This window comes from Pseudomonas sp. FP2294, from assembly GCF_030687625.1.
Classification (GTDB): domain Bacteria; phylum Pseudomonadota; class Gammaproteobacteria; order Pseudomonadales; family Pseudomonadaceae; genus Aquipseudomonas; species Aquipseudomonas shahriarae.
Map to the genome: position 1 here is coordinate 2974307 of NZ_CP117441.1, position 24258 is coordinate 2998564.

Genomic DNA, 24258 nt, shown 5'->3' on the forward strand with positions numbered 1-24258 from the left:
TAGGATCCACAGCCGTGAAGGATATACGCACGCGCCTCGGCGTGCGCCGTACCTTACATTTCTTCACAGACCACCTACACAGCTTCACAGCACCGAGTCGGGGGCGCCCGTAGGATGCGCCAGTCAATATTGGGATAAGAGCATGTCAAAGAATCTGTTTGCGCCGTTTTGCCTGCTGGCACTGACCCTGGCCCTGGGTGCGTGTGGCAACTCCGCAGGCGACACCCCCGAAATGCCCCTGGCCAAGGTGCGGATCGAAACCCTCGAAGCCAAGCCCCTGTCCATCAGCAGCGAGCTGAGTGGGCGGATCGTCGCACCGCGCATCGCCGAAGTGCGCGCCCGGGTTGCGGGCGTGGTGCTTCAACGGGTGTTCAAGGAAGGCCATGACGTCAAACAGGGCGACGTGCTGTTCCGTATTGACCCGGCGCCGTTCAAGGCCGACCTCGACAGCGCCCAGGCCAGCCTGCGCAAGGCCGAGGCCAATGCCTTCCAGGCGCGCCTGCAAGAGCAGCGCTACAGCCAGTTGGTCGAAGGCAATGCCATCAGCGCCCAGGACTACGACAACGCCCGCGCCGCCGCCCGGCAAACCGCCGCGGATGTCGCGGCCAACCAGGCAGCGGTGCAACGCGCCAAGCTCAACCTTGGCTATGCCACCGTGACCGCGCCGATCTCCGGGCGTATCGGCCGCGCGCTGGTGACCGAAGGCGCCCTGGTGGGGCAGAACGAAGCCACGCCCATGGCGCTGATCCAGCAACTGGACCCGATCCACGCCGACCTGACCCAATCCACCCGCGAACTCAATGACCTGCGCCGCGCTTTCCGCGCCGGGCATTTGAAGCAAGTGGGCCAGGACCAGGCCAAGGCCACGCTGATCCAGGATGACGGTAGCCTCTATCCGCTGCCGGGCAAGTTGCTGTTCGCGGAGATTTCCGTAGACCCCGGTACCGGGCAGATCATCCTGCGCAGCGAATTCCCCAACCCGGACCTCGACCTATTGCCCGGCAGCTTTATCCGCGTACGCCTGGAGCAGGCGGTCGACCAGCAAGGCCTGAGCGTGCCGCAGCGCGCAATCACCCGTGACAGCGCCGGCATCCCCATGGTGTTGCTCGTGGACGCCGAGCAGAACGTCAGCCAGCAGCCGGTGGAGTTGGGCGCGGCGATCAATGATCGCTGGGTGGTCAACAGCGGCCTGAAGGCTGGGGACCGCATCATCGTCGAAGGCCTGCAACACGCACGCCCCGGCGAAAAAGTCGAAGTGGATGCCAGCGTCGCGCCTGTCGCCCAGGCAGCCGGCCAGTAATCAAAGGGATCAGAGACAATGCCGCAGTTCTTTATTGACCGCCCGATCTTCGCCTGGGTGGTCGCCCTGTTTATCCTGCTGGCCGGCGCCCTCGCCATCCCGCAGTTGCCGGTGGCGCAGTACCCCAACGTCGCGCCGCCGAAAGTGGAAATCTACGCGGTGTACCCGGGCGCTTCGGCGCAAACCCTGGATGAAAGCGTGGTCAGCCTGATCGAGCAGGAGCTCAACGGCGCCGACCACCTGCTGTATTTCGAATCCCAGAGCAGCCTCGGCTCGGCCACCATCACCGCGACCTTCCAGCCGGGCACCGACCCGGAAATGGCCCAGGTCGATGTGCAGAACCGCCTCAAGGCCGTGGAGCCGCGCCTGCCGCAGGCCGTGACCCAGCAAGGCTTGCAGGTGGAGAAGGTGTCCGCCGGCTTCCTGCTGCTGGTGACTTTGACCTCCAGCGACGGCAAGCTCGACGACGTGGCGCTCAGCGATTACCTGGCGCGCAACGTGATGAACGAGCTCAAGCGCCTCGACGGCGTGGGCAAGGCCCAGCTGTACGGCGCCGAGCGCGCGATGCGGATCTGGATCGACCCGCAAAAGCTCATCGGTTTCAACCTGACCCCGGCCGATGTCAATGCGGCGATTACCGCGCAGAACGCCCAGGTCTCGGCCGGCAGCATCGGTGATCTGCCGGGCACCAATACCCAGGAAATCACCGCGTCGATTCTGGTCAAGGGCCAGCTCTCCACGCCGGCCGAGTTTGCCGACATTGTGCTCAAGGCCAACCCGGACGGTTCCACCGTGCGTATTGGTGATGTGGCGCGGGTCGAGATCGGCAGCCAGGAATACCAGTTCTCCACGCGCCTGAACGGCAAGCCCTCCACCGCCGTCAGCGTGCAACTGTCGCCCGGCGCCAATGCCTTGAGCACCGCGACCCTGGTGCGGGCAAAGATGGATGAGCTGTCGCGCTACTTCCCGGCCAATGTCGAGTACAAGATCCCTTACGACACCTCGCCGTTCGTCAAGGTCTCGATCACCAAGGTGATCTACACCCTGCTGGAGGCGATGGCGCTGGTGTTTGCGGTGATGTTCCTGTTCCTGCAAAACATCCGCTACACCCTGATCCCGACGCTGGTGGTGCCGATTGCACTGATGGGCACCTTCGCCACCATGCTGTTGCTGGGTTTCTCGATCAACGTGCTGACCATGTTCGGCATGGTGCTGGCCATCGGCATCCTGGTGGACGATGCGATTGTGGTGGTGGAGAACGTCGAGCGGATCATGGTGACTGAGGGCCTGTCGCCCAAGGAAGCCACACGCAAGGCCATGGGCCAGATTACCGGGGCGATCATCGGCATTACCCTGGTGCTGGTGGCGGTGTTCCTGCCGATGGCCTTTATGTCGGGTTCGGTGGGGGTGATCTACCAGCAGTTCTCGCTGTCGATGGCCACCTCGATCCTGTTCTCGGCGTTTCTCGCCCTGTCCTTGACCCCGGCCCTGTGCGCCACGTTGCTCAAGCCGATTGCCAAGGGCGAGCACCATACCAAGGGTGGGTTCTTCGGCTGGTTCAACCGGCGCTTTGAACAACTGACCGACCGCTACGAAGGCTGGGTTGCCTATGCCCTCAAGCGCAGCGGCCGCTACCTGCTGATCTACCTGGTCCTGCTGGTGGGCATGGGCTTCCTGTTCAGCCGTCTGCCCGCCTCGTTCCTGCCGGTGGAAGACCAGGGCTACACCATCACCGATATCCAGTTGCCGCCGGGCGCGAGCAAGAACCGTACGGTGCTGGTGGCCGAGCAGATCGAGGCGCATAACGCCACCGAGCCGGGCGTCGGTGATACGACGATGATCATGGGGTTCAGCTTCTCCGGTTCCGGGCAGAACGCGGCGCTGGCGTTTACCACGCTCAAGGATTGGTCCGAGCGCAGCAGCGACGATTCGGCGGCCTCGATTGCCGATCGCGCCAACATGGCCTTTACCGAACTCAAGGATGCGATGGCCTATGCCGTGCTGCCACCACCGGTGGATGGCCTGGGCACCTCCAGCGGCTTTGAGTTCCGCTTGCAGGACCGGGGCGGCGTCGGCCATGCCGCGTTGATGGCAGCCCGTACCGAACTGCTGGCGGCTGCGGAAAAAAGCCCGATCCTGGCCAATGTGCGCGAAAGTGCCCTGGCCGAGGCGCCGCAAGTGCAGTTGGAGGTGGACCGCAAGCGGGCCAATGCCCTGGGCGTGTCGTTTGCCGATGTGGGCAATATCCTGTCCTCGGCCGTTGGCTCGGCCTACATCAACGACTTCCCCAACCAGGGCCGCATGCAGCGCGTGGTAGTACAGGCCGAAGGCGACCAGCGCAGCCAAGTCGAAGACCTGATGAAGATCCATGTGCGCAACAACGCCGGGAAGATGGTGCCGCTGTCGGCATTTGTCGAAGCGCGCTGGGTCCAGGGCCCGGCGCAGTTGACCCGTTACAACGGTTACCCGGCCATCGCTATTTCGGGTGAAGCCTCACCCGGTCATAGCACCGGCGAGGCGATGGAAGAAATCCAGCGTCTGGTCAGCCAATTGCCAGCCGGCCTGGGCCAGGAATGGACCGGGTTGTCCTTGCAGGAGCGCTTGTCAGGCTCCCAGGCGCCGCTGCTGTTGATGCTGTCGCTGCTGGTGGTGTTCCTGTGCCTGGCGGCGCTGTATGAGAGCTGGTCGATCCCCACTTCGGTGCTGCTGGTGGTGCCGTTGGGCGTGTTGGGCGCGGTCATGGCGGTGTCGCTGCGCGGCATGCCCAACGACGTGTTCTTCAAGGTCGGCTTGATCACGATCATCGGGCTGTCGGCGAAAAACGCGATCCTGATCATCGAGTTCGCCAAGGACCTGTATGACCAGGGCGAAGACCTGATGGACGCGACATTGAAGGCCGCACGCTTGCGTCTGCGACCGATCATCATGACTTCGCTGGCGTTCATTCTGGGCGTGGTGCCGTTGGCGATTGCCACCGGCGCCAGTTCGGCGAGCCAGCAGGCGATTGGGACCGGGGTGATTGGCGGCATGATCACGGCGACACTGGCAGTGGTGTTTGTGCCGGTGTTCTTTGTGGTCGTCATGAAACTGGTGCGCAAACGCAAAGATTGATCAGCCCCCTGCACGAGCCGGCAAGCCGGCTCCCGCAGGAATAGGCTATGGTGCTCAAACATCCTGTATTTGTGAGCACTATGCCCTTCCTCGCCCGAACCCACCCTCGCCTGTCCGCTGCCGCCGTCCTGGGCCTGGCAATCGGCATCCTGGCGCCCTTCGACTCAATCCTCAGCAAAATCCTGATCGGCTGGAACGTCGGGGTCTGGACCTACCTGGTGCTGATGCTGCGCCTGACCATCCGTGCCAAGGCCGAGGACGTCAAGCGCATCGCCGAGGTCGAGGATGAAAACGCCGGCCTGGTGTTATTTATGGTGTGCATTGCGGCGATTGCCAGCCTGGCGACGATTGCCGTTGGCCTGGCCGGCAGCAAGGACCTGGGCACTGCCGAACGCCTGCTGCATTACGGTTTTACCGGGGTGACGGTGATTGGTTCGTGGCTGCTGATCGGGGTGATTTTCAGCGTGCACTATGCTCGCCTGTATTACACCTGGGAGGGCAAGGCGCCGGCGTTGCGCTTTGCCGAGGGGCTGCTGACCCCCAACTACTGGGACTTTCTGTATTTCTCCTTCACCATCGGCGTCGCCGTGCAGACCTCGGATGTGGGAGTGGCTACCCGCGCCATGCGCAAAGTGGTACTGGGGCAGTCGCTGATCGGGTTTCTGTTCAATACGGCGATATTGGGGTTCTCGATCAATATTGCGGCGGGGCTTTTTGCTTGAAGTTGCATCGGGCTTAGAACTAAAGCGTATTAATGGCAGGTTATTAGACTGTCATTCCTCACAGTAGAAAATCCCGTGCAAAGGCGTCTGATGCTTTCAGGCCAGGTGCCGAGTCAGGCCACGCATCACTCATGAGTCGCTGCCTTCGTATACTGTTAGTTCTGACAGTTTACAGCCCACGCACACTGCTATTTCATGACTCGAACAGAGCCCTCGAAACCTCTGTTATTCGCACAATCATCAGCGATGGAGAAGCGATCATGAGCGTACAAGCGCAACAGTTGTCCCCTGCGCAACAAAAAGCACTGTACCCCAAGGCCCTCAGCGCCACCGGTACATTCGACGCATTTATCGATACGATATCGGTCCACTTTCAGACTTTGACCCTGGTGCATGACCATGACGCGGCCATCTACCGCCTTCTAGCACGACATGCTGATAATGCAGTCACCGTGAAAAAAATCACGATTGAACTGCCCGACACCATTCGCAATGGGCAGGTATTAGAGCTGGATAAGTGGCAGTCCAATAAGGTCAATGTCTGGTATGCCGTCAAGTCGCCTACGATTCATTACGCCGTGCGCTGCTCCACAGGAACGTTGATCATTAACAACCTGGAAGCCGGCATCATCAAAATCAGCGGCACGCTGAATGGCACCACCGATGAAGATGTCAACGGGAACCCACACACACTGGAAGTCGGTTTCGATGTAACCAGTTGATCGATTATGCAAAAGCAAAAAAAAACGCCCGTATCTTTCGATACGGGCGTTAATAAGCGTCAAGTCTTTACCAACTGTAGCGCACACCTACGTTGGCACCCCATGGCTGCTCGACCCGGCCACCGCTGCTGTGCTCTAGGTCGGCGTGCAGTTGCAGGTTTTGCGACAACTTAACCGCGACGCCCGCACCGAACTCGGCGCGTGAACCCGATAGGTCGTTGTTGAACTCATGGTTGTTCACCGCGACCTTATTGTTGTTGGCAAACTCATGCACCATCGCCGCCCGCAGGTAAGGCTGGAGTACACTGCCACTGTCGAGCTGGATGTCACGCCCCACCGTCGCACCGGCCTTGGCCATGATCGAGCGGGTGCGCTCGCCATCGGCGTGCAGGCCATTTTTCATGTTGTAGTTGGCGCCCTGGATCACCACGGTGGACAGCTGGGCATACGGCTCGACGAAGTAACCGTCGTCCAGCTTGATATTGCGACCGAACTCTGCCGACAGGCCACCGCCGGTGTTGGCGTACTTGCCCTTGGACTTGGTGCCGTCACTCAAGCCGACCTTGGACTCGTTATGGAAACGGTTGAGCTTGGCCACGGCGTCGAAATACAGACCGCTCTCTTCATCCAGCCAGGTTGCGTAAGCACCCACGTAGTAGCTCTTCACTGTGCCCGACGTACCGCGCTTTAGGTTCAAGCCCGAAGTACTATGGCCGGCCATCACACCCACCAGCCACTGGCTGTCGGCCAACGGCGTGTCAGCACCCAGGGTAAAGCCCTGCTGGTTCTGGTTGTAGCCAACCCCTGTGCTCTCGGCCACCTTGTACTTGTTGCCATAACCACGCATCCACACACCCGCCTGACCAGGCTCGAAACGCAGCTCGCCCATGCGCGTACGCAGGGAAGTCGCCTCGCCGTACCAGACCGTGGGGGCGGTATTGAACAACGCCATGACCGAGCGAGTAGCCGGGCTGATCACGCGGTTGTTCGGGTCGAGGAACCAATCGGTGCCATCCTTTTTCAGACCATAGGAATAGGCACCCACGTCGACGACATCGCCCGCCAGTGAGAACTGCGCGTCACCGCCGCCGGTATGCACGATACGAATCGCTTCGGGGCTGACCGGCTCTGTACCGCTGGCTGCGAGCAACAGGCTGTGACTGCCGTGGGCTTCGCCGCTGATGTTCAGGAAGTCCGTGACGCCGTTGGCAAAATCGGTACCCATGACGAAGGTGCCGTTGCCGTCGAGACTGTCCAGGTCCAACTGATAGAACGCATCGGTGTGGCCGAATATCACCGTACCGTCCACCAGGTTCAAGGCACCCACCTGGCTGTCGGCGGTCAACTCCCAGTACGACCCATTGCCTACGTTCAAGCTGGTGACATTCTGCAGCTGGCCTTTGAGCCCGGAGCTGTTTTCCAGGTTCAAATGTGCCGTGCTGCCATCTTCGACAATGACGTCGCCTTTCAACCGGCTGCTATCGACATTCATGCTCGCCTGGGCACCGCCGTTGACTTCCAGCAGCACGCCATTGCCACCGGTCAGGGTTGAGCCGTTGCGCACGTCGATTTCAACTTCCATCTCCGCGCCAGGGTGACCTTCCACGACAATGGCCGAGCCGTTGCGCCCTTCGACGCTGGAGTTATCCAGCACCAGTTTGCCGGCATCGCTGCTGCCAGCGTCGTTGGTAAACAACACGCCATTCTTGCCGCCGATGATGCTGCTTTGGCTGGCAGTCGCCGTTGCACCGTCGAGCCACACGCCATCACTATCGGCGCCGGTGCCTTCGACCACAGTGTTCTGATTGAAGTGCAACTCAGCATTGCCCGTGGCTACTGCCCCACTCTTTTCCCCCCGGATGATGCTGTTGAACACCTGGGCAATGCCGCCCTTGTCGGAATTGAAACTCTGGTACGCCTGCAGACCGAAAGTTGTGTGGCTGATGATGGCACTGTTTCGGATGATGGCCGCACTGTCATCCAGGCGCACCGCCCCCCATATCGAGTGGTTGGATTCAACAGTGGCGCCGTCAACGTTGACGGTGGAGCCCTGCGTCGCACGGATATCTTCGATCCGGCTGCCGGTATTGACATTCAGCGTCGAGTCGTTGGCCAGGATATTTCCGGCGCGAGCACCGTTGACGGTCAGCTCGGACTTATGATCCAACTGCCAGTCATTTTTCATCTCATGGGGGCCAATGGTCCTTGACTCACCGATCAGTTGATCCGCTTGGACGCTGGTGTGCATCGCTGCAAGCAGAAGCACGCTAATGGCTGGAACATGCATCATCTTGCTCAAGGGCTTGAGCTCGAATTTGGTAGGTAATGACATCGGGGGTTCACTCTCTGGGTAGCGCCTGTAAAAACGGCTTGGCTCGTTCCCGTGGAATGAAGCCTCACCTGTAAGGCGCAGAGGTTACGTAGTGAACATACTGATGACTGTAGGACTAATCCGAGCAAAGCTTAGGTATAGACACCGCAGTGGTATGGAAAACTGCACAACTGGCAAACTGATCCGTCCACAAGCCGTAGTCCATTGCTACCAGATGCACAAAAGGGAAGCCATGCTTCCCTTTTGTGCTTTCAGCAGTTTGTAGACTTGGAGGCGTTGATTCGTAGGTTAAGCAGGTATGCCATCACAGAAAGAGTCAGGGTTGGAGAATATCGTGAATACTTCGGCCAACCGCCCGCGACCGATGCCTCCACCCGCCACGTTCGTGGTGTAGGTGACCTCGCAAGGGCCGAACGGCGCTTGAGCCAGGAATGGACGGTAAATGATATCGACATAAAAACCGTTGGCCACATCGGCAGCGGTCAAGGGCGCAGTTGTAATAGGCTCTACAAAGGGGCCCGGTGGGAGCTGGGGGTACTGGTTGGTGATAGTGACCGTAACCTCCACAGTATTGCCCACTACCAGCCTGACATCGCCCGGAATGAAAAGCATGGCAGCCAGGACCGGCGGCGAGCCAGGCATCCGTTGTACCAGCGACTGACAGGTCCATTCGCCAGCGATGAGATTCTCATACCTTGCCGGCGCCAGTTCCACCGTCACGGCATCGATCACATTGACCGTGGTAAGGGGCGACGGGTTCTCATTGATAGTGCCGGGGCCAATGACAGAATAACTGACAGGCTGCAGATTGTTCCCGTGGCGGGCAACCACCGCCCAGGGAATGATAAACCTCGCGTCCTCGCCAGGAACCGTAGTGCTTAAAGGGAAAGGCCCGACACGCTCTTTGGAGGCGCCCCAATACAGGTAAAACTCATTGTCTGGATGAGGCAGTGCCGCAATGGTCCAGAGTCGAATCACAATAGTCACAGGTCGGTCCGCATCGCCAATGCGCAGGGTATTCAACTCCTGTGAGTCCTCGCCAAACACTTGTGCCGGGTTCAGCCCAGGGTTCATATCGCCTGGTTCCAGTGTGCCCGGCAGTACAGGCCCTTCTACCGACAAGTCGAGCCGGACGTTTTTAGCGGGTGAGAGGAAGAACACACCGTTGCGATCAGTCCGGTAACGCACGCTTACCGTCTGAGGACCTAGCGTCGCGGTATAGGCGGCCTTGATCGCATCATTCATATTACTGAAAACTACCGGGAAGCCCGTGAGTTCAGTGGTTTGCGGGCCAAAGGGCTGGCTTTCCCATTGCGTCTCGAACTTGTCCAGTCCTGTAGCGAAATTAAGATACTGTTCGATATGGAGTTTAATGCCCAGCACAAAGTCCGCAATGCTGAGCACATCATCAGTGCTACCGTCACGTGGGGCCGGCGCAAGCGGTAGGAATGGCTCCAATAGTACGGGGTCGGTCAGTAACGAGACCGTGCGAAACTCATTGAACGATGGGCGACTGATATTCCCTGCCCGGTCAACCATGGTGTAGAAAAAATAATAAAGCCCACTCAAGATGATCTGGCCGGCGGGCAGGAAGAAGGTGCTGTTGTCGGGTGGTGGTAGCAGAGGCACACCTGGGCCGCTCACCAGATACTCTGGTCGTGGGTCCATTACCGGGCTGAAGTAAACGTTAGCTATGTCCCCCGGTTCGAATCGCCCAGGCTGGGGACTGAAGGTGTTGCGGGGAATAACAATCTCCACGCCGCCATGATTTATCAGGAACGCATTGTCGATAATGGTCCCCGCTGGCGCATTAGCCAGCATCGGAACGGTGGGTTGTTCACGTGACGACGCTACAGCGTAGGGCGCAATCAGATCGACGCGAAACGCGGCAGGGTTGGACTCGTCCCGCGCAGCACCTGGTGCGCCATTGGAATTGCGGTATTGCACGACTTTGATCTCATAAAAGCCATGCGGGAACTCAAACTCGGGAGACGGCGCCGGAATGTATCTATCGATGATTGCAGGCACGGGGTCCAAGTTGATCTGGAATGGTTCCAGAAAGGGCCGCCAAGTGGGCACCGGATCGGTGGTTGTGCGAATTTGAATACCCAGCCAGTCGGTCGGTACCGAGATCCGCCCGGTTCGACACTCCACGGTGATACCCGCACGAGCAACGGCCGCTGGAATAAGACCCGTTGCATTATCCAGTGCCTCTGCAATCGTGGGCGCATCAATAACCAAAGTTTCGGATGTAATGGTGACGTCAGGGTTGCTGCTCATATCAGTCTCTCCTTAGTACTTAATGTAGGCATCGCACAAACACTCATGAAGTGGCCGGACGGCCATCGCCCCGCTGCTTGAGTGACTGCCAGGTGACTGAAATCGCAGCAACACTCTTCCCAGCCGTATGACATGCGGCCAAACAAACCAACTTTGGATTTACCCGTCAGAAGTTCAGTGAAACGTACGCGGTGTTCCAACACTCATGACGCAAAGCACTCGCAATCAGGGTTCTGGGCCATTGCCGTCAATCCAGCAGTAGATGGGGTTTGGCGGGGGGGGCGAGGTATTCACTACCCGATCGAAGGGCACATACCTAGAAGCAGACCGGCCAATGATCACGCCTCCCCTGGACACCGTGTAATGAGCTTCTCCTCCGGCGTTTTTTTTCAGGGGCCGAATCAAGCGCTCGACATCGAGTATCCAGAAGGCATAGCCGGACGCATCGCTGACCTCATCCCAGTAATGCGTGAGGGTTTCCACGATATTGGGGTCTGGATTGACATCCGGGTACAGCCCGTACCCCTGGAACCGCAGCGTAATCAGATCACCAGAACGGATGTCCGCGTGAGGGGCTATGAACACCTCGACACCGAACCAGATCGGAGGCTGGGTGCTGCAGGTCAAGTAGCCGTTAGGATGCAACTCCGATTGCGGGAAACGGGGCCGAGGGTAGTTGGAGGGCGGAAGGTCGGTTTGCAGCCTGACTTGCGCCACCAGTGAAAACATCGGATTGATGTTGCCGGCACGGTCTTGCAGGCGATAGAAGCAGAAGATCCAGAGCGCCCCCGGAAAACGACGGAACACCTCGCTGGGCACGTCCACGAATATGCGGCCGGTGGCGCTGGCCAACGGTGCAGAAACCAGGGTCGGCGCGCCGGTTGGCAAGATATTCATGTCTGAAAAATACATCGGCACCTGATCACCCACCTCACGCCCCAAATATCCCTGCGGGATTTCCATGGGCACCAGCGGGTTGGCGACCAGGTAGGCCTCGGTAATCGGATCAATGGGAAAAATGGCCGGTGGCAGCAACGCGCCGCCACCGGGCGCATCGCGGTCGATCCTGATCGTCACAACCTCAGAGCTATCGACGCTGGGGCTGTTCGGCGTGCCGTTATGGATGCGAAACGTCAGATCAATAATTGCACTGTTCAGCAGGAATGCCTGGGGTATCTGCATCGGGTAGGGAAAGTCGGCGGCCGTCATCGGGTTAGGCAGCAACACCGGTGGCGTGTCGACCGGGCGGGCACCGCGGACGCTCCACTCGAACACCACATATTGGTCTCTGCCCGGACCCGGTAGAAACGCCCAGGGAGTGGGAATCAAAAGCTGTAGATCAGAGAAGTAAAATTGCACCGGCACCAACCCATCAGGCAGCGCGTCGACGACGATGGGCGCGTCAATCGCCAGGCTGCCTCCTGGGCCTTGGGGGCCATTCGCGCTCGATTGGCCAGCATTGTGGGTGCTCATCCAAACCTCCCTCTACACGCCTATGCATCACCTGATCACGGCGCTTGCGGCTCTGTTGGGGCAATTGAACACCTCCTGTGGTACTGCGGATACTGTCAGAACTAACAGGTGCGCTCGCCGCTCGTCGGTTTGAGCGGCCTGACTTCATACCGATCCCAACAAATATTTTCTTGACGAGAGTGGCTGACTGGTGTTTTCTGAAACCGGTTTCAATGCCCAGCGCACTGCCACCTCACACTAATAAGAAAGGCCCCGCCGTGACTTCATTCTCCGCCGCCCAGCGCAGCCGCGTGACCATGCTTGATGTAGCCCAACGCGCCGGCGTATCCAAGGCCAGTGTGTCGCGCTTTATCGGCGACGACCGCGCCCTGCTGTCCGACGCCATCGCCCAACGTATCGAACAGGCTATTGATGACCTGGGCTACCGCCCCAACCAGATGGCCCGTGGCCTGAAACGTGGACGCACGCGCCTGATCGGCATGCTGGTAGCGGATATCCGCAACCCCTATTCGATTGCCGTGATGCATGGCGTGGAAACCGCCTGCCGACAGCACGGCTACAGCCTGGTGGTGTGCAACACCGACCGCGATGACGAGCAGGAGCGCCAGCACCTGGCGGCGTTGCGCGCCTATAACATCGAAGGCCTGATCGTGAATACCCTGGGCCATCACCGCGACCAGTTACTGGAGCTGCAACGGGAAATGCCCCTGGTGCTGGTGGACCGTAAGGTCGAGGCGCTGCACAGCGACCTGGTGGGCCTGGATAACCCACTGGCCGTGGGCATGGCCCTGGATCACCTGGAGCAACAGGGCTATCGGGATATTTTGCTGATCAGCGAGGCCGCCGATGGCACCAGCTCGCGGATTGAGCGCATGGACAGTTTCCAGGCCCAGATCAGCCGTCGCAAAAAAATGCACGGCGCTGTACTGGAGATAGACCTCGACCTGCCCCAGCGTTTGCAGACGTTTCTGGGCGCAGGCCAAGCCGGGCCCAAAGCCTTGTTCTGTGCCAACGGCATTGCCGCGCTGGCCTGTAGCAAAGCCCTGCGCGAGTTGGGTTGCCGATTGTTCGAGGACGTTGGCTTGATCGCCCTGGATGACCTGGAGTGGTACCCACTGGTAGGCAGCGGCATCACCGCCCTGGCCCAGCCGACCGAAGCCATTGGCGCCAGCGCTTTTGAGTGCTTGCTCAAGCGGTTGCGCGGCGATACCTCGGCGACCCGTTCCCTGGATTTTGCCCCGCAACTGATCGTGCGAGGCTCAACCCAACCCGTGTAGGCATAACCGCCTGCACGGGCATTTTTTTATCTACAAATGAAACCGGTTTCAGAGATCAATAAAAATGCATAGATATCCCGTTTCCATCAGCCTTTCCAGCTACGGCGCCGACCTGGTTCGCCAGCGCGGCCAGTTGAGTTTCGTCGAGCTGCTGGCCGCTGCCGGGGCCAGGCGTATTGAATGGCGTGAAGAACTGCTGACCAGCGAACAACCCGGCGAACTGGCCCAGGCCGCCGCCGCGCAAGATCTGGAGTGTGTGTTTTCGTCGCCCCTGGAGCTGTGGGTCGCCGGGCGTGCCCAAGCCAATTCGGAGCTGGCCGCCACCCTCGACCGGGCCCAGGCGTTCGGTGCGCGCTGGTTGAAGGTTTCGCTGGGTTACTTCACCGACACCAACGACCTGCACAGCCTCAGCGCCCTGCTCAACCGCCACCCGGTGCGCTTGTTGGTGGAAAACGACCAGACCCTGCACGGCGGGCGCATCGAGCCGATGCAACGCTTCTTCGATGAAGCCGAGCGCCTGGCGGTGCCGGTGAAAATGACCTTCGATATCGGCAACTGGCACTGGCAAGACCAGTCCGCACGTACCGCCGCTCGCTTGCTGGGCCGGCATGTGGATTACCTGCATTGCAAGGCCGTGGCCCGCCGCGCCGACGGCAAGTTGGTAGCCCTGCCGCCCGGCAGCGCCGACCTGCATCTATGGGAACAATTGCTGCAGTTGATGCCCCAAGGTATCAGCCGCGCGGTGGAATTCCCGCTGCAAGGCGACGACTTGGTGGCGGTCACCGCCGAGCAGGTCACCGCCCTCGCCCACCTTGGCCAACCGCGTGTGGAGAATGCCCATGTCTGAGATCGATATCCTCTCGTTCGGCGAAACCATGGCGATGTTTGTCGCCGAGCAAACCGGCGACCTGGCCCAGGTCGGCCACTTCGAAAAGCGCATCGCCGGGGCCGACAGTAACGTGGCGATCGGGTTGTCACGCCTGGGCTTCAACGTCGCCTGGCTGAGCCGGGTCGGTCATGACTCATTGGGGCGGTTTGTGGTCGCGGCCCTGGAGCGTGAAGGCCTGGATTGCCGGCATGTGGCGGTGGATCCCGCGCACCCCACCGGCTTTCAGCTCAAGTCCCGGGAAGAGAGCGGCGACGATCCCCAGGTCGAGTATTTCCGGCGTGGCTCGGCGGCCAGTCACTTGTCCAGCGCCGCAATCACTCCAGAATTGCTAACGGCGCGCCATCTGCACGCCACCGGGATTCCGCCGGCGCTGTCGGACGCCACCGCCGAACTGTCGCGCGAGTTGATGAGCCAGATGCGCGCGGCCGGCCGCAGTGTGTCCTTTGACCCGAACCTGCGCCCTTCGCTATGGCCCAGCGAGCAAAAAATGATCCGCGAAGTCAACGCCCTGGCCGGCCTGGCGCATTGGGTATTGCCGGGCCTGAGTGAAGGTCGGCTGCTGACCGGTTTCGAAGATCCCGGGGATATTGCCGCCTTCTACCTCGACCTGGGCGTGGAAGCCGTAGCCATCAAGCTCGGCCCCCACGGTGCCTACTACCGCAGCCAACTGGACCAGGGCTTTGTCGCCGCCGTGCCGGTGGCCAAGGTGGTGGACACGGTGGGGGCCGGCGACGGCTTTGCCGTGGGCCTGATCAGCGCCCTCCTGGAAAACCTCAGCCTGGCCCAGGCGGTACAGCGCGCCAACTGGATCGGCAGCCGCGCAGTACAGAGTCGCGGCGATATGGAAGGCCTGCCCCTGCGCGCCGACCTGCCCGCCTGGCAAAAAGCCGGCTGACCCGGACCGACAACCCGTTACCTGTTGCCACAACTACAACAAGCTCAGGAGCAACCCCATGAACAACCTGAAACTCGCCACCCGCCGTTGGTGGTACATCATGCCCATCGTGTTTATCACCTACAGCCTGGCGTACCTGGACCGTGCCAACTACGGCTTCGCCGCCGCCTCCGGGATGGCCGAAGACCTGATGATCACCCCGGGCATGTCCTCGCTGCTCGGTGCGCTGTTCTTCCTCGGCTACTTTTTCTTCCAGGTACCGGGGGCGATCTATGCCCAGCGGCGTAGCGTGAAGAAACTGATTTTCGTCAGCCTGATCCTCTGGGGCGGCCTGGCGACCCTCACCGGCGTGGTGTCCAACGCCTATATGTTGATCGCCATCCGCTTTATGCTCGGGGTGGTCGAGGCCGCCGTGATGCCGGCGATGCTGGTGTACCTGTGCCACTGGTTTACCCGTGCCGAACGCTCGCGGGCCAACACCTTCCTGATCCTCGGCAACCCGGTGACCATGCTGTGGATGTCGGTGGTATCCGGCTACCTGGTACAGCATTACAGCTGGCGCTGGATGTTTATCATCGAAGGCCTGCCGGCGGTGTTCTGGGCCTTTATCTGGTGGCGCCTGGCCGATGAGCGCCCAGCCGATGCCAAGTGGCTGAGCGCTGGCGAGAAACACGACCTGGAAACCGCCCTGGCCGCCGAACAGGTCGGGCTCAAGGCTGTGAAGAACTATGCCGAAGCCTTCCGTTCGCCCAAGGTGATCATCCTCGCGCTGCAATTCTTTTGCTGGAGCATCGGCGTCTACGGCTTTGTGCTGTGGCTGCCGTCAATCCTCAAGGCCGGCCTGAAAATGGACATGGTCGAAGCCGGCTGGTTGTCGGCGCTGCCCTACCTGGCGGCGGTGATCGGCATGCTGGTGGTGTCCTGGGGCTCGGACAAGCTGCAAAAGCGTAAGCGCTTTGTATGGCCACCGCTGCTGATCGCCTCCGTGGCGTTTTATGGTTCCTACTTGTTGGGGGCCGAGCATTTCTGGTGGTCCTACACCCTGCTGGTGATCGCCGGCGCCTGCATGTATGCGCCCTACGGGCCGTTTTTTGCCATCGTCCCGGAAATCCTCCCGGCCAACGTCGCCGGCGGCGCCATGGCCTTGATCAACAGCATGGGCGCCCTCGGTTCGTTTGGCGGCTCCTACCTGGTGGGCTACCTCAATAGCAGCACCGGCTCGCCCGGTGCGTCGTACCTGCTGATGAGCGGCGCGTTGCTGCTGTCGGTGGTGCTGACGATTTTCCTCAAGACCGGTGCCCGGGAGCCGTCCCCGGCAGCACCGTTGCACTCCCTGGATTTGAAGGTAAGAACCTGATGAAAAAGCATGTCGTGCTGTACAAGAAACTGTCCGCACCGTTGATGGCCCGTTTGCATGAAGCGGCCCAGGTGACCTTGATCGAATCCCTCGACCCCGCGGGCCTGGCGCAACTGCGTGAGGCACTGCCCAGTGCCCACGGCCTGCTGGGGGCCAGCTTGCGCCTGGATGCGCAACTGCTGGACCTGGCGCCGCGCCTGGAAGCCGTGGCCAGTGTTTCGGTGGGCGTCGATAACTACGACATCGACTACCTGACCCAACGCGGCATTTTGCTCAGCAACACCCCGGATGTACTCACCGAAACCACGGCCGATACCGGCTTTGCACTGATCCTCGCCACCGCCCGACGCGTAGTGGAGCTGGCCAATCTGGTGCGCGCCGGCAACTGGAACCAGAACATCGGCCCCCTGCACTTTGGCAGCGATGTGCACGGCAAGACCCTGGGTATCATTGGCATGGGGCGCATTGGTGAAGCCCTGGCCCAGCGTGGGCACTTTGGCTTTGGCATGCCGGTGATTTACCACAGCCATTCGCCCAAACCTTTGGTGGAGCAGCGTTTCGGCGCGCGGTACTGCAGCTTGCCGGAGTTGCTGCAACACGCTGACTTTGTTTGCCTGACGTTGCCGTTGACTGCACAGACTCAGGGGTTGATTGGCGCCAAGGAATTCGCCCAGATGGGCCCGGAGACGATTTTCATCAATATCTCCCGGGGCAAGGTAGTAGATGAGGCGGCACTGATCGAAGCCCTGCAACAGCGCACGATCCGCGCGGCGGGGCTGGATGTGTTTGAGCGTGAGCCGTTGAACCACGACTCGCCGTTGCTGCGTTTGAACAACGTGGTGGCGACACCGCATATCGGCTCGGCCACCCACGAGACCCGTGAAGCGATGGCGCGGTGTGCGGTGGATAATCTGCTGGCGGCGTTGGCGGGCGAGCGGCCGAAAAACCTGGTCAATTCCAGCGTATGGAAAGCCTGACAGCCCGACCCAATGCCCGTGTGTCAGCCACCGAAAACAGTGACCGGACCACCGCTATCGCGGGCAAGCCCGCTCCCACAGGGATGTTCGGCGGGGCAGAAGTCTGGGCCACACCATCAATCAAATGTGGGAGCCTGACAGCCCGATCCAATGTCCGTGTGTCGGCCACCGAAAACAGTGACTGGACCACCGCTATCGCGGGCAAGCCCACTCCCACAGGGATGTTCGGCGGGGCAGAAGTCTGGGCCACACCATCAATCAAATGTGGGAGCCTGACAGCCCGATCCAATGCCCGTGTGTCGGCCACCGAAAACAGTGACCGGACCACCGCTATCGCGGGCAAGCCCGCTCCCACTGGGATGTTCGTCGGGGCAGAAGTCTGGGCCACACCATCAATCAAATGTGGGAGCCTGACAGCCCGACCGAATGTCCGTGTGTCGGCCACCGAAAACAGTGACTGGACCACCGCTATCGCGGGCAAGCCCACTCCCACAGGGATGTTCGGCGGGGCAGAAGTCTGGGCCACACCATCAATCAAATGTGGGAGCCTGACAGCCCGACCCAATGTCCGTGTGTCGGCCACCGAAAACAGTGACTGGACCACCGCTATCGCGGGCAAGCCCGCTCCCACAGGGATGTTCGGCGGGGCAGAAGTCTGGGCCACACCATCAATCAAATGTGGGAGCTGGCTTGCCTGCGATAGCGGTATGCCAGCCACCCAAGTCCTCCCTGCTTAGATCACAAACCGCGCCACCATCGCATTCAAATCCACCGCCAGGCGCGACAGTTCATGACTGGCGGCGCTGGTCTGGTTGGCTCCGGCCGCCGACTGCGTCGCCAGGTCGCGGATATTCACCAGGTTACGGTCCACTTCGCGGGACACTTGGGCCTGCTCTTCGGACGCGCTGGCAATCACCAGGTTGCGCTCGTTGATCAGGCTGATGGACTGGGTGATCTGCTCCAGTGCCACGCCGGCGGCGCGGGCCATTTCCAGGGTGCTTTGGGTGCGCTGGTTGCTCTGCTGCATGGACTGCACCGCTTCCCCCGTGCCGTTCTGGATCCCGGCCACCATTTTCTCGATCTCCTGGGTCGACTGCTGGGTACGATGGGCCAGGGCACGCACTTCGTCGGCCACCACGGCAAACCCGCGCCCGGCCTCACCGGCACGTGCCGCTTCGATGGCGGCATTGAGGGCCAGTAAGTTGGTCTGCTCGGCAATCGCGCGGATCACGTCCAGCACCTTGCCGATATCCCGGCCCTGGGTCGCCAGGCCTTCGATCAGCACCGAAGTATCCTGCACGTCCTGGGTCATGGTCTGGATCGCGCCCACGGTTTCCACCACACGATCGCGCCCTTCCCGCGCGGCCTGGTTCGACTGGGTCGAGGCTTCTGAGGTGGACACCGCATTGCGCGCGACTTCTTCCACGGCCGCGGTCATTTCATTGACGGCAGTGGCGGCCTGGTCGATTTCATTGTTTTGCTGCTGCAAGCCCTTGGAGGCTTCCTCGGTCACCGCGCTCAGCTCTTCGGCCGCCGACGCCAGTTGAGTGGCTGAACCGGCAATATGCTGGATCGTCTGGCGCAGGTTGTTCTGCATGGTAGCCAGGGCACCGATCAGGCGCGCCGGCTCATCCTGGCCGTCGTCCGCAATGACCTTGCTCAGGTCGCCGCTGGAGATGGTTTCGGCGGCGGCCACCGCCTTGCGCAGCGGTGTGACGATGCTGCGGGTCAACAACCAGGCAAGCAATACGGTCATCAGCGCCGCCACCACCGACACCACGACAATTCCGCTGATGGCATCGCTGTAGCTGCGCCCGGCGTCTTCCCCGGCCTGTTTGGCATTGGCGGCGTTGATCGCAATCAGCTTATTGAGTTGCTCGCCCATCTGATCCGTACCGTCTTTGATCCGGCTGTTGATCAGGGCCCGCATCTCCTCGACTTTGTTCTGCTGGGACAGCGTCAGCATTTCAGCCTGGGCCTTGAGATAGTTGTCCAGCGTGGCGGCAAAAGTCTTGTACAGCGCGGCTTCTTCAGCGCCGGCCGGCAGCGCGGCATAACCCGCCTGGGCCTGGCGCGCCTTGTCGACCAGCACGCCGATGCGCACCTGGGCCTCCTGCAAGGCGACCGGTTCGCGATTGACCAGGACCCGAAACGACAGAATGCGCAGGCGCAACACGTTCTCGGTCATATTGGCCAGGTAACCGACACTCGGCAGTTGGTTAGCCCCCATATCCAGCGCGGCCTGGCGAATCAGCGTCATACGGTTGACGGCAAACACCCCCAGAACAATCACAAGCAACGCAATAAACGCAAAACCGAGAAACGCCCGAGGTGCGATATTCAAATTACGGAGGGACATAGGAAAGCTCTCAAGAAGGGATGGCTGCGAGCGTCCTTGCCGCGACACGGTCACTCAGCGTCAACGCGCGGAGATAACGGTTCGGCGCCACTGTTATAAAGGTTGTGTGGGCCTATAGGAGGTATCGGCAGACTTGAGGTTTTTTTGCGGGGCTTGGAGAAATATTTTTTCACACTTTTGACAGTGGACGCTTTCTGGCATCCTGCGCGTCCATTTTCTGACCCGAGCACGTATCTTGTCTGACGCTCAAGCCCCCCGCCCCCGTTATAAATCGGACCTGATCTACGGTCTGGAAGACCGCCCGCACTTCACCGCTGCGGTATTTGCCGCCCTGCAGCACGTGCTCGCCAGCTTCGTCGGGATCATTACCCCGACCCTGATCGTCGGTGGTGTGCTGGGCCTGGAAAGCGAAGTGCCCTACCTGGTCAGCATGGCGCTGTTCGTCTCCGGCCTGGGCACGTTTGTCCAGGCGCGGCGCTTCGGCCCCGTGGGTTCGGGCTTGCTGTGCCTGCAAGGCACGAGCTTCTCGTTTATCAGCGTGATCCTCAGTGCCGGCTTCATGGTCAAGGCCCGGGGCGGCGGTACCGATGAAATTCTCTCAACGATCTTTGGCATCTGCTTTTTTGCCGCATTTATCGAAGTGGTGCTCAGCCAGTTCATCGGCAAGTTGCGCAAGCTGATCACGCCGGTGGTCACCGGCACCATCATCACCTTGATGGGGCTATCGCTGATCAAGGTCGCCGTGACCGACATGGCCGGCGGCTATGGCGCGGCAGACCTGGGCGCGGCCGGCAATATGGGGCTGGCGGCCCTGGTGTTGCTGACTATCGTGGTACTTAACCGCTTCAATAACCCGTTCCTGCGTTTGGGCTCGATTGTCATCGGCCTGACCCTGGGTTTTGTGGTGGCCTGGTGGCTGGGGCGTGTCGATCTGGCGGCGTTGCCCCAGGTGCCGCTGGTCAGCGTACCAGTGCCATTCAAGTACGGGTTCTCGTTCGACTGGGTGGCGTTTATTCCGGTGGCGGTGATCTTCCTGATTTCCCCCCTGGAAGCAGCCGGCGACCTGACCGCCAACTCGATGATTTCCCAGCAACCGGTCAAGGGCCCGCTGTATATCAAGCGCATCAAGTCCGGCCTGCTGGCCGATGGCCTGAACTCGGTAATGGCCGCCACTTTCAATAGCCTGCCGATGGTGACCTTCGCCCAGAACAACGGGGTGATCCAGTTGACCGGCGTGGCCAGCCGCTATGTGGCGTATTTCATTGCCGGGCTGCTGGTATTGCTGGGTCTGTTTCCGATGATTGGCGCGGTGCTGCAATTGATGCCTAAGCCGGTGCTGGGTGGCGCGACCCTGATCATGTTCGGCACGGTGGCGGTGGCCGGGATCAAGATCCTTGCCGAAGCCGGCCTGCATCGGCGCAATGTGCTGATCGTGGCGATTTCCCTGGGGATGGGCCTGGGCGTGGCGGCAGTACCGGAAGTGCTGCGCGAGCTGCCCAAGGCCTTGCACAACATCTTCGAGTCGCCGATTACCGTCGGTGCCTTCTGTGCGATCCTGCTGAACATTTTCCTGCCTGAAGAGTTCATAGAGCTGGAAGAAGATGAATTTGACCCGGAAGCCTCTACCCTCAAGGTCATGCAGGATCCGGAACCCACGAAATAGGAACCCTTATGCGCAGATTGATCGGCCTGACCCTGTCTCTGATATTGCTCAGCCTGAGCGCCTGCGCTTTGTTCCCCAACCGCGACCCGCTGCATATCAATGTGGTGGGAATCGAGCCGCTGCAAAGCCAGGATCTGGAAGTGCGCTTCGCGGTCAAGTTGCGGGTGCAGAACCCCAACGAAACCGCGATCGACTACAACGGCGTGGCGCTGGACCTGGAGGTCAATGGCCGGCCGCTGGCGGCTGGGGTGAGTGATCAACAGGGATCCATCCCGCGCTTTTCCGAGACCGTTCTGACCGTCCCGGTCAGCGTTTCAGCGTTTTCGGTGTTGCGTCAGACCCTGGGCCTGAGCCAGACCCAGGGTTTGAACAACCTGCCCTATGTATTGCGCGGCAAGCTGGCGGGCGGGTTGTTTGGCACGATGCGCTTTGTCGATCGTGGCACCCTGGACCTGCCCAACACCGTGACCTGGTAAATAGCATGGACACCTTGCCCACCCTGTACACCGAACGCCTGATCCTGCAACCGCTGACCCTGGACGACGCCGAGGGCATACAGCAGCAGTTTCCCCACTGGGAAGTGGTGCGCTACCTCAATGCCCTGGTGCCCTGGCCCTACCCGGCCGATGGTGCGCGCAGTTACCTGGAACAGGTGGTCTTGCCTGCCATGGCCCAGGGCCGCGAGTGGCATTGGTCGATCCGCCTGCGCGAGGCCCCCGGGCAGTTGATCGGCAATGTGAGCCTGATGGATGAGCTGGACAACAACCGGGGCTTCTGGCTCGCGCCGCAATGGCAGGGCCAGGGATTGATGAGCGAAGCCAGCGCGGCAGTGACCGCGTATTGGTTCACGGTGCTTGGGCGCCCCGTGCTGCGGGTGCCCAAGGCAGCGCCGAACCTGGGCTCACGCAGGCTTTCCGAAAAAACCGGGATGCGCTTGATCCGCACGGAAGAAGGGCAGTTCGTGGAGGGGGCGTTCCCCAAGGACATCTGGGAAATCACCCGCGAAGAATGGTTGAAACAACCCCTGTAGGCACCGATCAGCCCGTGCTTACTTGGCGGCCATCAGGCGATTGACTTCACTGCGCACCATGTTGGCAAATTCCGGCGGTGACATGCCGTCCAGCTCGGAACGCACCCATTCGGCCCATTTACCCTTGCGCTTGGCGCGCTCGCCAAACAACCGTGCGCCCTCGCCCTTGGCCTTGCCCAGGTTGCTTTGCCACAGGTCATACAGACGGGACTTTTCATCTTCAAGCGCGGCGCGCTCGGCGAGGGGCTTGTTGGCCAGATTGAAGCTCATGTGGATTTACCTGCTGCACAAATAGGTGACATCTTACACTGTAGGTCGAAAGGTCCGAATTCGGATTTTTCATCGGCCCGATGCCGGGCGAAAAAAAACTGCAACTTTTAGCCTGCTGCAAGACTCCATTGTTCACTGCCCACTTACCCGCAAGGAGCTACTCAATGGCCCGTAAAACCGCCGCCCAAGCTGTCGAAGAGCAAATCAAGGACCAGGCGTTCAGCGAACTCCAGGCCCTGATCGAAGAGTCCGACAAACTGCTCAAGAGCAGCGCGTCGCTGGTGGGAGAAGAAGGTGAAACCCTGCGCGAGCAGGTCGCGATCAAACTCAAGCAAGCCCTGGATTCGGTGTCCAACGTGCGTGAGCGCAGCAAGCCGGTGGTGGATGCCACCGAAACCTATATCGGTGGCCACCCTTGGCAGACCGTAGCCATTTCCGCCGGCTTCGGCCTGGTGGTTGGCTTGCTGCTGGGCCGTCGCAACTGATGGATGCCTGGGTCGGTGCGGGTCAGCCCGCACCGCCCTTCAGCCCCGCGCTAATTCGCGCAACCGGGCCAGTTCGCCCCCACCGAGCATAATCCCCTCCCGTTCTGCCTTGGCCCGTGTGCGATGACGCCGGTCGCCGGGCAAGCGCCGCAACCCTGCCGCATGCATCTGTCGCACCAGTTCCTGGCTGCGCTGGGCAAAGTCCTGCCCCGCAGTTTTACTGGGGTCGATCACAATCAGTAGCTGGCCGGTCCAGGGAGTCTTGGCGCCCGGGTGGTTCGACCAGTCGAATTCAAACGAGAAATTCCCCCCGGTCAGGGCCGCCGCCAGCAACTCCACCATCATCGACAACGCCGACCCCTTGTGCCCGCCAAACGGCAACAGCGCGCCGCCTTCAAGGATCGCCTTGGGGTCCTGGGTCGGCTGCCCCAGGCTGTCGACCCCGGTGCCCGGCGGCACACGCTCACCCTGACGGGCGGCAATCTGCACATCGCCATGGGCGATGGCGCTGGTGGCCAGGTCAAACACAATCGGCGGCCCATCGGCACGTGGTGCGGCGAACGCGATGGGGTTGGTGCCGAACAGCGGGCGATCGGCGCCATGTGGCACCACGCAAGTCATGCTATTGACCACGCTGAGGGCCACCAGACCTTCTTCGGCAAACGGTTCGACATCCGGCCATAACGCGGCAAAGTGATGGGAGTTACGGATCGCCAGTACCGCGATACCGGCGCTGCGGGCCTTGGCCACCAATAACGGGCGCGCGGCGGCCAGGGCCGGCTGGGCAAAACCATTGGCGGCGTCCACACGCACGAAACCCGAGGCCACATCCTCGACCACTGGCACCGCCTGGCCGTTGACCCAGCCGCTGTCCAGGGTCGAGACATAGCCCGGTATGCGAAACACCCCGTGGCTGTGCGCCCCATCCCGCTCGGCGCGGGCGCAGTTGTCGGCCAATACGCGGGCAACCTCAGGCGAGGCGCCATGCCGGCTGAAAATATCCTTGAGCAGCGTCACAAGCTCAGTGAAGCCAATTGAAGTAGTCACGGCAGTGGTGGGTGTGGCTGACATCTGAAGCTCCGGAATTGTTATTGGAGGGGGCAACAGCCTGCTGGA

The 24258-nt window shown here is 60.9% G+C and carries 19 protein-coding genes; 13 read left to right on the top strand and 6 right to left on the bottom strand.

The window, feature by feature from the left end:
* The first annotated feature begins 142 nt into the window (after positions 1-142).
* The 4 genes from PSH73_RS13135 to PSH73_RS13150 all read left to right on the top strand — a co-directional run bounded on the left by PSH73_RS13135 (position 143) and on the right by PSH73_RS13150 (position 5855).
* Positions 143-1300, top strand: a complete 1158-nt coding sequence (locus PSH73_RS13135) for an efflux RND transporter periplasmic adaptor subunit (protein ID WP_057959446.1) — start codon at positions 143-145, stop codon at positions 1298-1300.
* 18 nt (positions 1301-1318) lie between these two features.
* Complete coding sequence (locus tag PSH73_RS13140; protein ID WP_057959445.1) at positions 1319-4411, top strand: efflux RND transporter permease subunit; 3093 nt, start codon at positions 1319-1321, stop codon at positions 4409-4411.
* A gap of 80 nt (positions 4412-4491) precedes the next feature.
* Positions 4492-5133 (top strand): DUF1345 domain-containing protein, encoded by a 642-nt coding sequence (locus tag PSH73_RS13145; RefSeq protein ID WP_057436955.1) that lies wholly within the window; start codon positions 4492-4494, stop codon positions 5131-5133.
* A gap of 260 nt (positions 5134-5393) precedes the next feature.
* Positions 5394-5855: a hypothetical protein gene (locus PSH73_RS13150; RefSeq protein ID WP_057959444.1), complete on the top strand. Its 462-nt coding sequence runs from the start codon at positions 5394-5396 to the stop codon at positions 5853-5855.
* Between the two features lie 67 nt (positions 5856-5922).
* Here the strand turns inward: PSH73_RS13150 and PSH73_RS13155 are convergent, their stop codons facing one another.
* The 3 genes from PSH73_RS13155 to PSH73_RS13165 all read right to left on the bottom strand — a co-directional run bounded on the left by PSH73_RS13155 (position 5923) and on the right by PSH73_RS13165 (position 11940).
* Positions 5923-8187 carry an autotransporter outer membrane beta-barrel domain-containing protein gene (locus tag PSH73_RS13155; protein ID WP_057959443.1) on the bottom strand — a complete coding sequence of 755 codons (2265 nt, stop codon included), beginning with the start codon at positions 8185-8187 and terminating at the stop codon, positions 5923-5925.
* Between the two features lie 288 nt (positions 8188-8475).
* Positions 8476-10467 carry a hypothetical protein gene (locus PSH73_RS13160; RefSeq protein WP_057959442.1) on the bottom strand — a complete coding sequence of 664 codons (1992 nt, stop codon included), beginning with the start codon at positions 10465-10467 and terminating at the stop codon, positions 8476-8478.
* A 225-nt stretch (positions 10468-10692) separates the two neighbouring features.
* Complete coding sequence (locus PSH73_RS13165) at positions 10693-11940, bottom strand: hypothetical protein (protein WP_057959441.1); 1248 nt, start codon at positions 11938-11940, stop codon at positions 10693-10695.
* Positions 11941-12197: 257 nt separating this feature from the next.
* Between PSH73_RS13165 and PSH73_RS13170 the strand changes: the two genes are divergently transcribed.
* The 5 genes from PSH73_RS13170 to PSH73_RS13190 all read left to right on the top strand — a co-directional run bounded on the left by PSH73_RS13170 (position 12198) and on the right by PSH73_RS13190 (position 17335).
* Complete coding sequence (locus PSH73_RS13170) at positions 12198-13217, top strand: LacI family DNA-binding transcriptional regulator (RefSeq protein WP_057959440.1); 1020 nt, start codon at positions 12198-12200, stop codon at positions 13215-13217.
* 64 nt (positions 13218-13281) lie between these two features.
* Positions 13282-14064, top strand: a complete 783-nt coding sequence (locus PSH73_RS13175) for a sugar phosphate isomerase/epimerase (protein WP_057959439.1) — start codon at positions 13282-13284, stop codon at positions 14062-14064.
* Entirely contained in the window at positions 14057-15001 is a 945-nt protein-coding gene (locus tag PSH73_RS13180) for a sugar kinase (protein WP_057436679.1), read from the top strand. The genes PSH73_RS13175 and PSH73_RS13180 overlap by 8 nt, the downstream gene beginning before the upstream one ends.
* A 58-nt stretch (positions 15002-15059) precedes the next feature.
* Entirely contained in the window at positions 15060-16358 is a 1299-nt protein-coding gene (locus PSH73_RS13185) for an MFS transporter (protein WP_057959438.1), read from the top strand.
* Positions 16358-17335 carry a D-glycerate dehydrogenase gene (locus PSH73_RS13190; protein WP_057959437.1) on the top strand — a complete coding sequence of 326 codons (978 nt, stop codon included), beginning with the start codon at positions 16358-16360 and terminating at the stop codon, positions 17333-17335. The genes PSH73_RS13185 and PSH73_RS13190 overlap by 1 nt, the downstream gene beginning before the upstream one ends.
* A gap of 733 nt (positions 17336-18068) precedes the next feature.
* Here the strand turns inward: PSH73_RS13190 and PSH73_RS13195 are convergent.
* Positions 18069-19694, bottom strand: a complete 1626-nt coding sequence (locus PSH73_RS13195; protein ID WP_057959436.1) for a methyl-accepting chemotaxis protein — start codon at positions 19692-19694, stop codon at positions 18069-18071.
* A gap of 235 nt (positions 19695-19929) precedes the next feature.
* Here PSH73_RS13195 and PSH73_RS13200 point away from each other — a divergent pair, with 235 nt between their 5' ends.
* From PSH73_RS13200 to PSH73_RS13210, 3 genes are read left to right on the top strand one after another with little or no spacing between them, the layout of a single operon-like run.
* Positions 19930-21357 (top strand): nucleobase:cation symporter-2 family protein, encoded by a 1428-nt coding sequence (locus PSH73_RS13200; protein ID WP_057444103.1) that lies wholly within the window; start codon positions 19930-19932, stop codon positions 21355-21357.
* 8 nt (positions 21358-21365) lie between these two features.
* On the top strand, positions 21366-21833 hold the full coding sequence (locus PSH73_RS13205) for an LEA type 2 family protein (RefSeq protein ID WP_115128288.1): 468 nt from the start codon (positions 21366-21368) through the stop codon (positions 21831-21833).
* Positions 21834-21838: 5 nt separating this feature from the next.
* Entirely contained in the window at positions 21839-22387 is a 549-nt protein-coding gene (locus PSH73_RS13210; RefSeq protein WP_115128289.1) for a GNAT family N-acetyltransferase, read from the top strand.
* Between the two features lie 18 nt (positions 22388-22405).
* Here PSH73_RS13210 and PSH73_RS13215 read toward each other — a convergent pair whose 3' ends face one another.
* Positions 22406-22657, bottom strand: coding sequence for a hypothetical protein (locus tag PSH73_RS13215; protein ID WP_038441493.1), 252 nt, complete (start codon positions 22655-22657; stop codon positions 22406-22408).
* Positions 22658-22821: 164 nt separating this feature from the next.
* On the opposite strand from PSH73_RS13215, the gene PSH73_RS13220 reads away from it, so the two are divergent.
* Positions 22822-23142: a YqjD family protein gene (locus PSH73_RS13220; protein ID WP_057436701.1), complete on the top strand. Its 321-nt coding sequence runs from the start codon at positions 22822-22824 to the stop codon at positions 23140-23142.
* Between the two features lie 39 nt (positions 23143-23181).
* On the opposite strand, the gene PSH73_RS13225 is transcribed toward PSH73_RS13220, so the two are convergent.
* Positions 23182-24213 (bottom strand): Ldh family oxidoreductase, encoded by a 1032-nt coding sequence (locus PSH73_RS13225; protein WP_115128290.1) that lies wholly within the window; start codon positions 24211-24213, stop codon positions 23182-23184.
* Positions 24214-24258 lie beyond the last annotated feature (45 nt).

Coding starts and splice junctions, on each gene's coding strand:
- PSH73_RS13135 (WP_057959446.1), top strand. CDS start 143: ATGTCAAAGAATCTGTTTGCGCCGTTTTGCCTGCTGGCACTGACCCTG.
- PSH73_RS13140 (WP_057959445.1), top strand. CDS start 1,319: ATGCCGCAGTTCTTTATTGACCGCCCGATCTTCGCCTGGGTGGTCGCC.
- PSH73_RS13145 (WP_057436955.1), top strand. CDS start 4,492: ATGCCCTTCCTCGCCCGAACCCACCCTCGCCTGTCCGCTGCCGCCGTC.
- PSH73_RS13150 (WP_057959444.1), top strand. CDS start 5,394: ATGAGCGTACAAGCGCAACAGTTGTCCCCTGCGCAACAAAAAGCACTG.
- PSH73_RS13155 (WP_057959443.1), bottom strand. CDS start 8,187: ATGTCATTACCTACCAAATTCGAGCTCAAGCCCTTGAGCAAGATGATG.
- PSH73_RS13160 (WP_057959442.1), bottom strand. CDS start 10,467: ATGAGCAGCAACCCTGACGTCACCATTACATCCGAAACTTTGGTTATT.
- PSH73_RS13165 (WP_057959441.1), bottom strand. CDS start 11,940: ATGAGCACCCACAATGCTGGCCAATCGAGCGCGAATGGCCCCCAAGGC.
- PSH73_RS13175 (WP_057959439.1), top strand. CDS start 13,282: ATGCATAGATATCCCGTTTCCATCAGCCTTTCCAGCTACGGCGCCGAC.
- PSH73_RS13180 (WP_057436679.1), top strand. CDS start 14,057: ATGTCTGAGATCGATATCCTCTCGTTCGGCGAAACCATGGCGATGTTT.
- PSH73_RS13185 (WP_057959438.1), top strand. CDS start 15,060: ATGAACAACCTGAAACTCGCCACCCGCCGTTGGTGGTACATCATGCCC.
- PSH73_RS13190 (WP_057959437.1), top strand. CDS start 16,358: ATGAAAAAGCATGTCGTGCTGTACAAGAAACTGTCCGCACCGTTGATG.
- PSH73_RS13195 (WP_057959436.1), bottom strand. CDS start 19,694: ATGTCCCTCCGTAATTTGAATATCGCACCTCGGGCGTTTCTCGGTTTT.
- PSH73_RS13205 (WP_115128288.1), top strand. CDS start 21,366: ATGCGCAGATTGATCGGCCTGACCCTGTCTCTGATATTGCTCAGCCTG.
- PSH73_RS13210 (WP_115128289.1), top strand. CDS start 21,839: ATGGACACCTTGCCCACCCTGTACACCGAACGCCTGATCCTGCAACCG.
- PSH73_RS13215 (WP_038441493.1), bottom strand. CDS start 22,657: ATGAGCTTCAATCTGGCCAACAAGCCCCTCGCCGAGCGCGCCGCGCTT.
- PSH73_RS13220 (WP_057436701.1), top strand. CDS start 22,822: ATGGCCCGTAAAACCGCCGCCCAAGCTGTCGAAGAGCAAATCAAGGAC.
- PSH73_RS13225 (WP_115128290.1), bottom strand. CDS start 24,213: ATGTCAGCCACACCCACCACTGCCGTGACTACTTCAATTGGCTTCACT.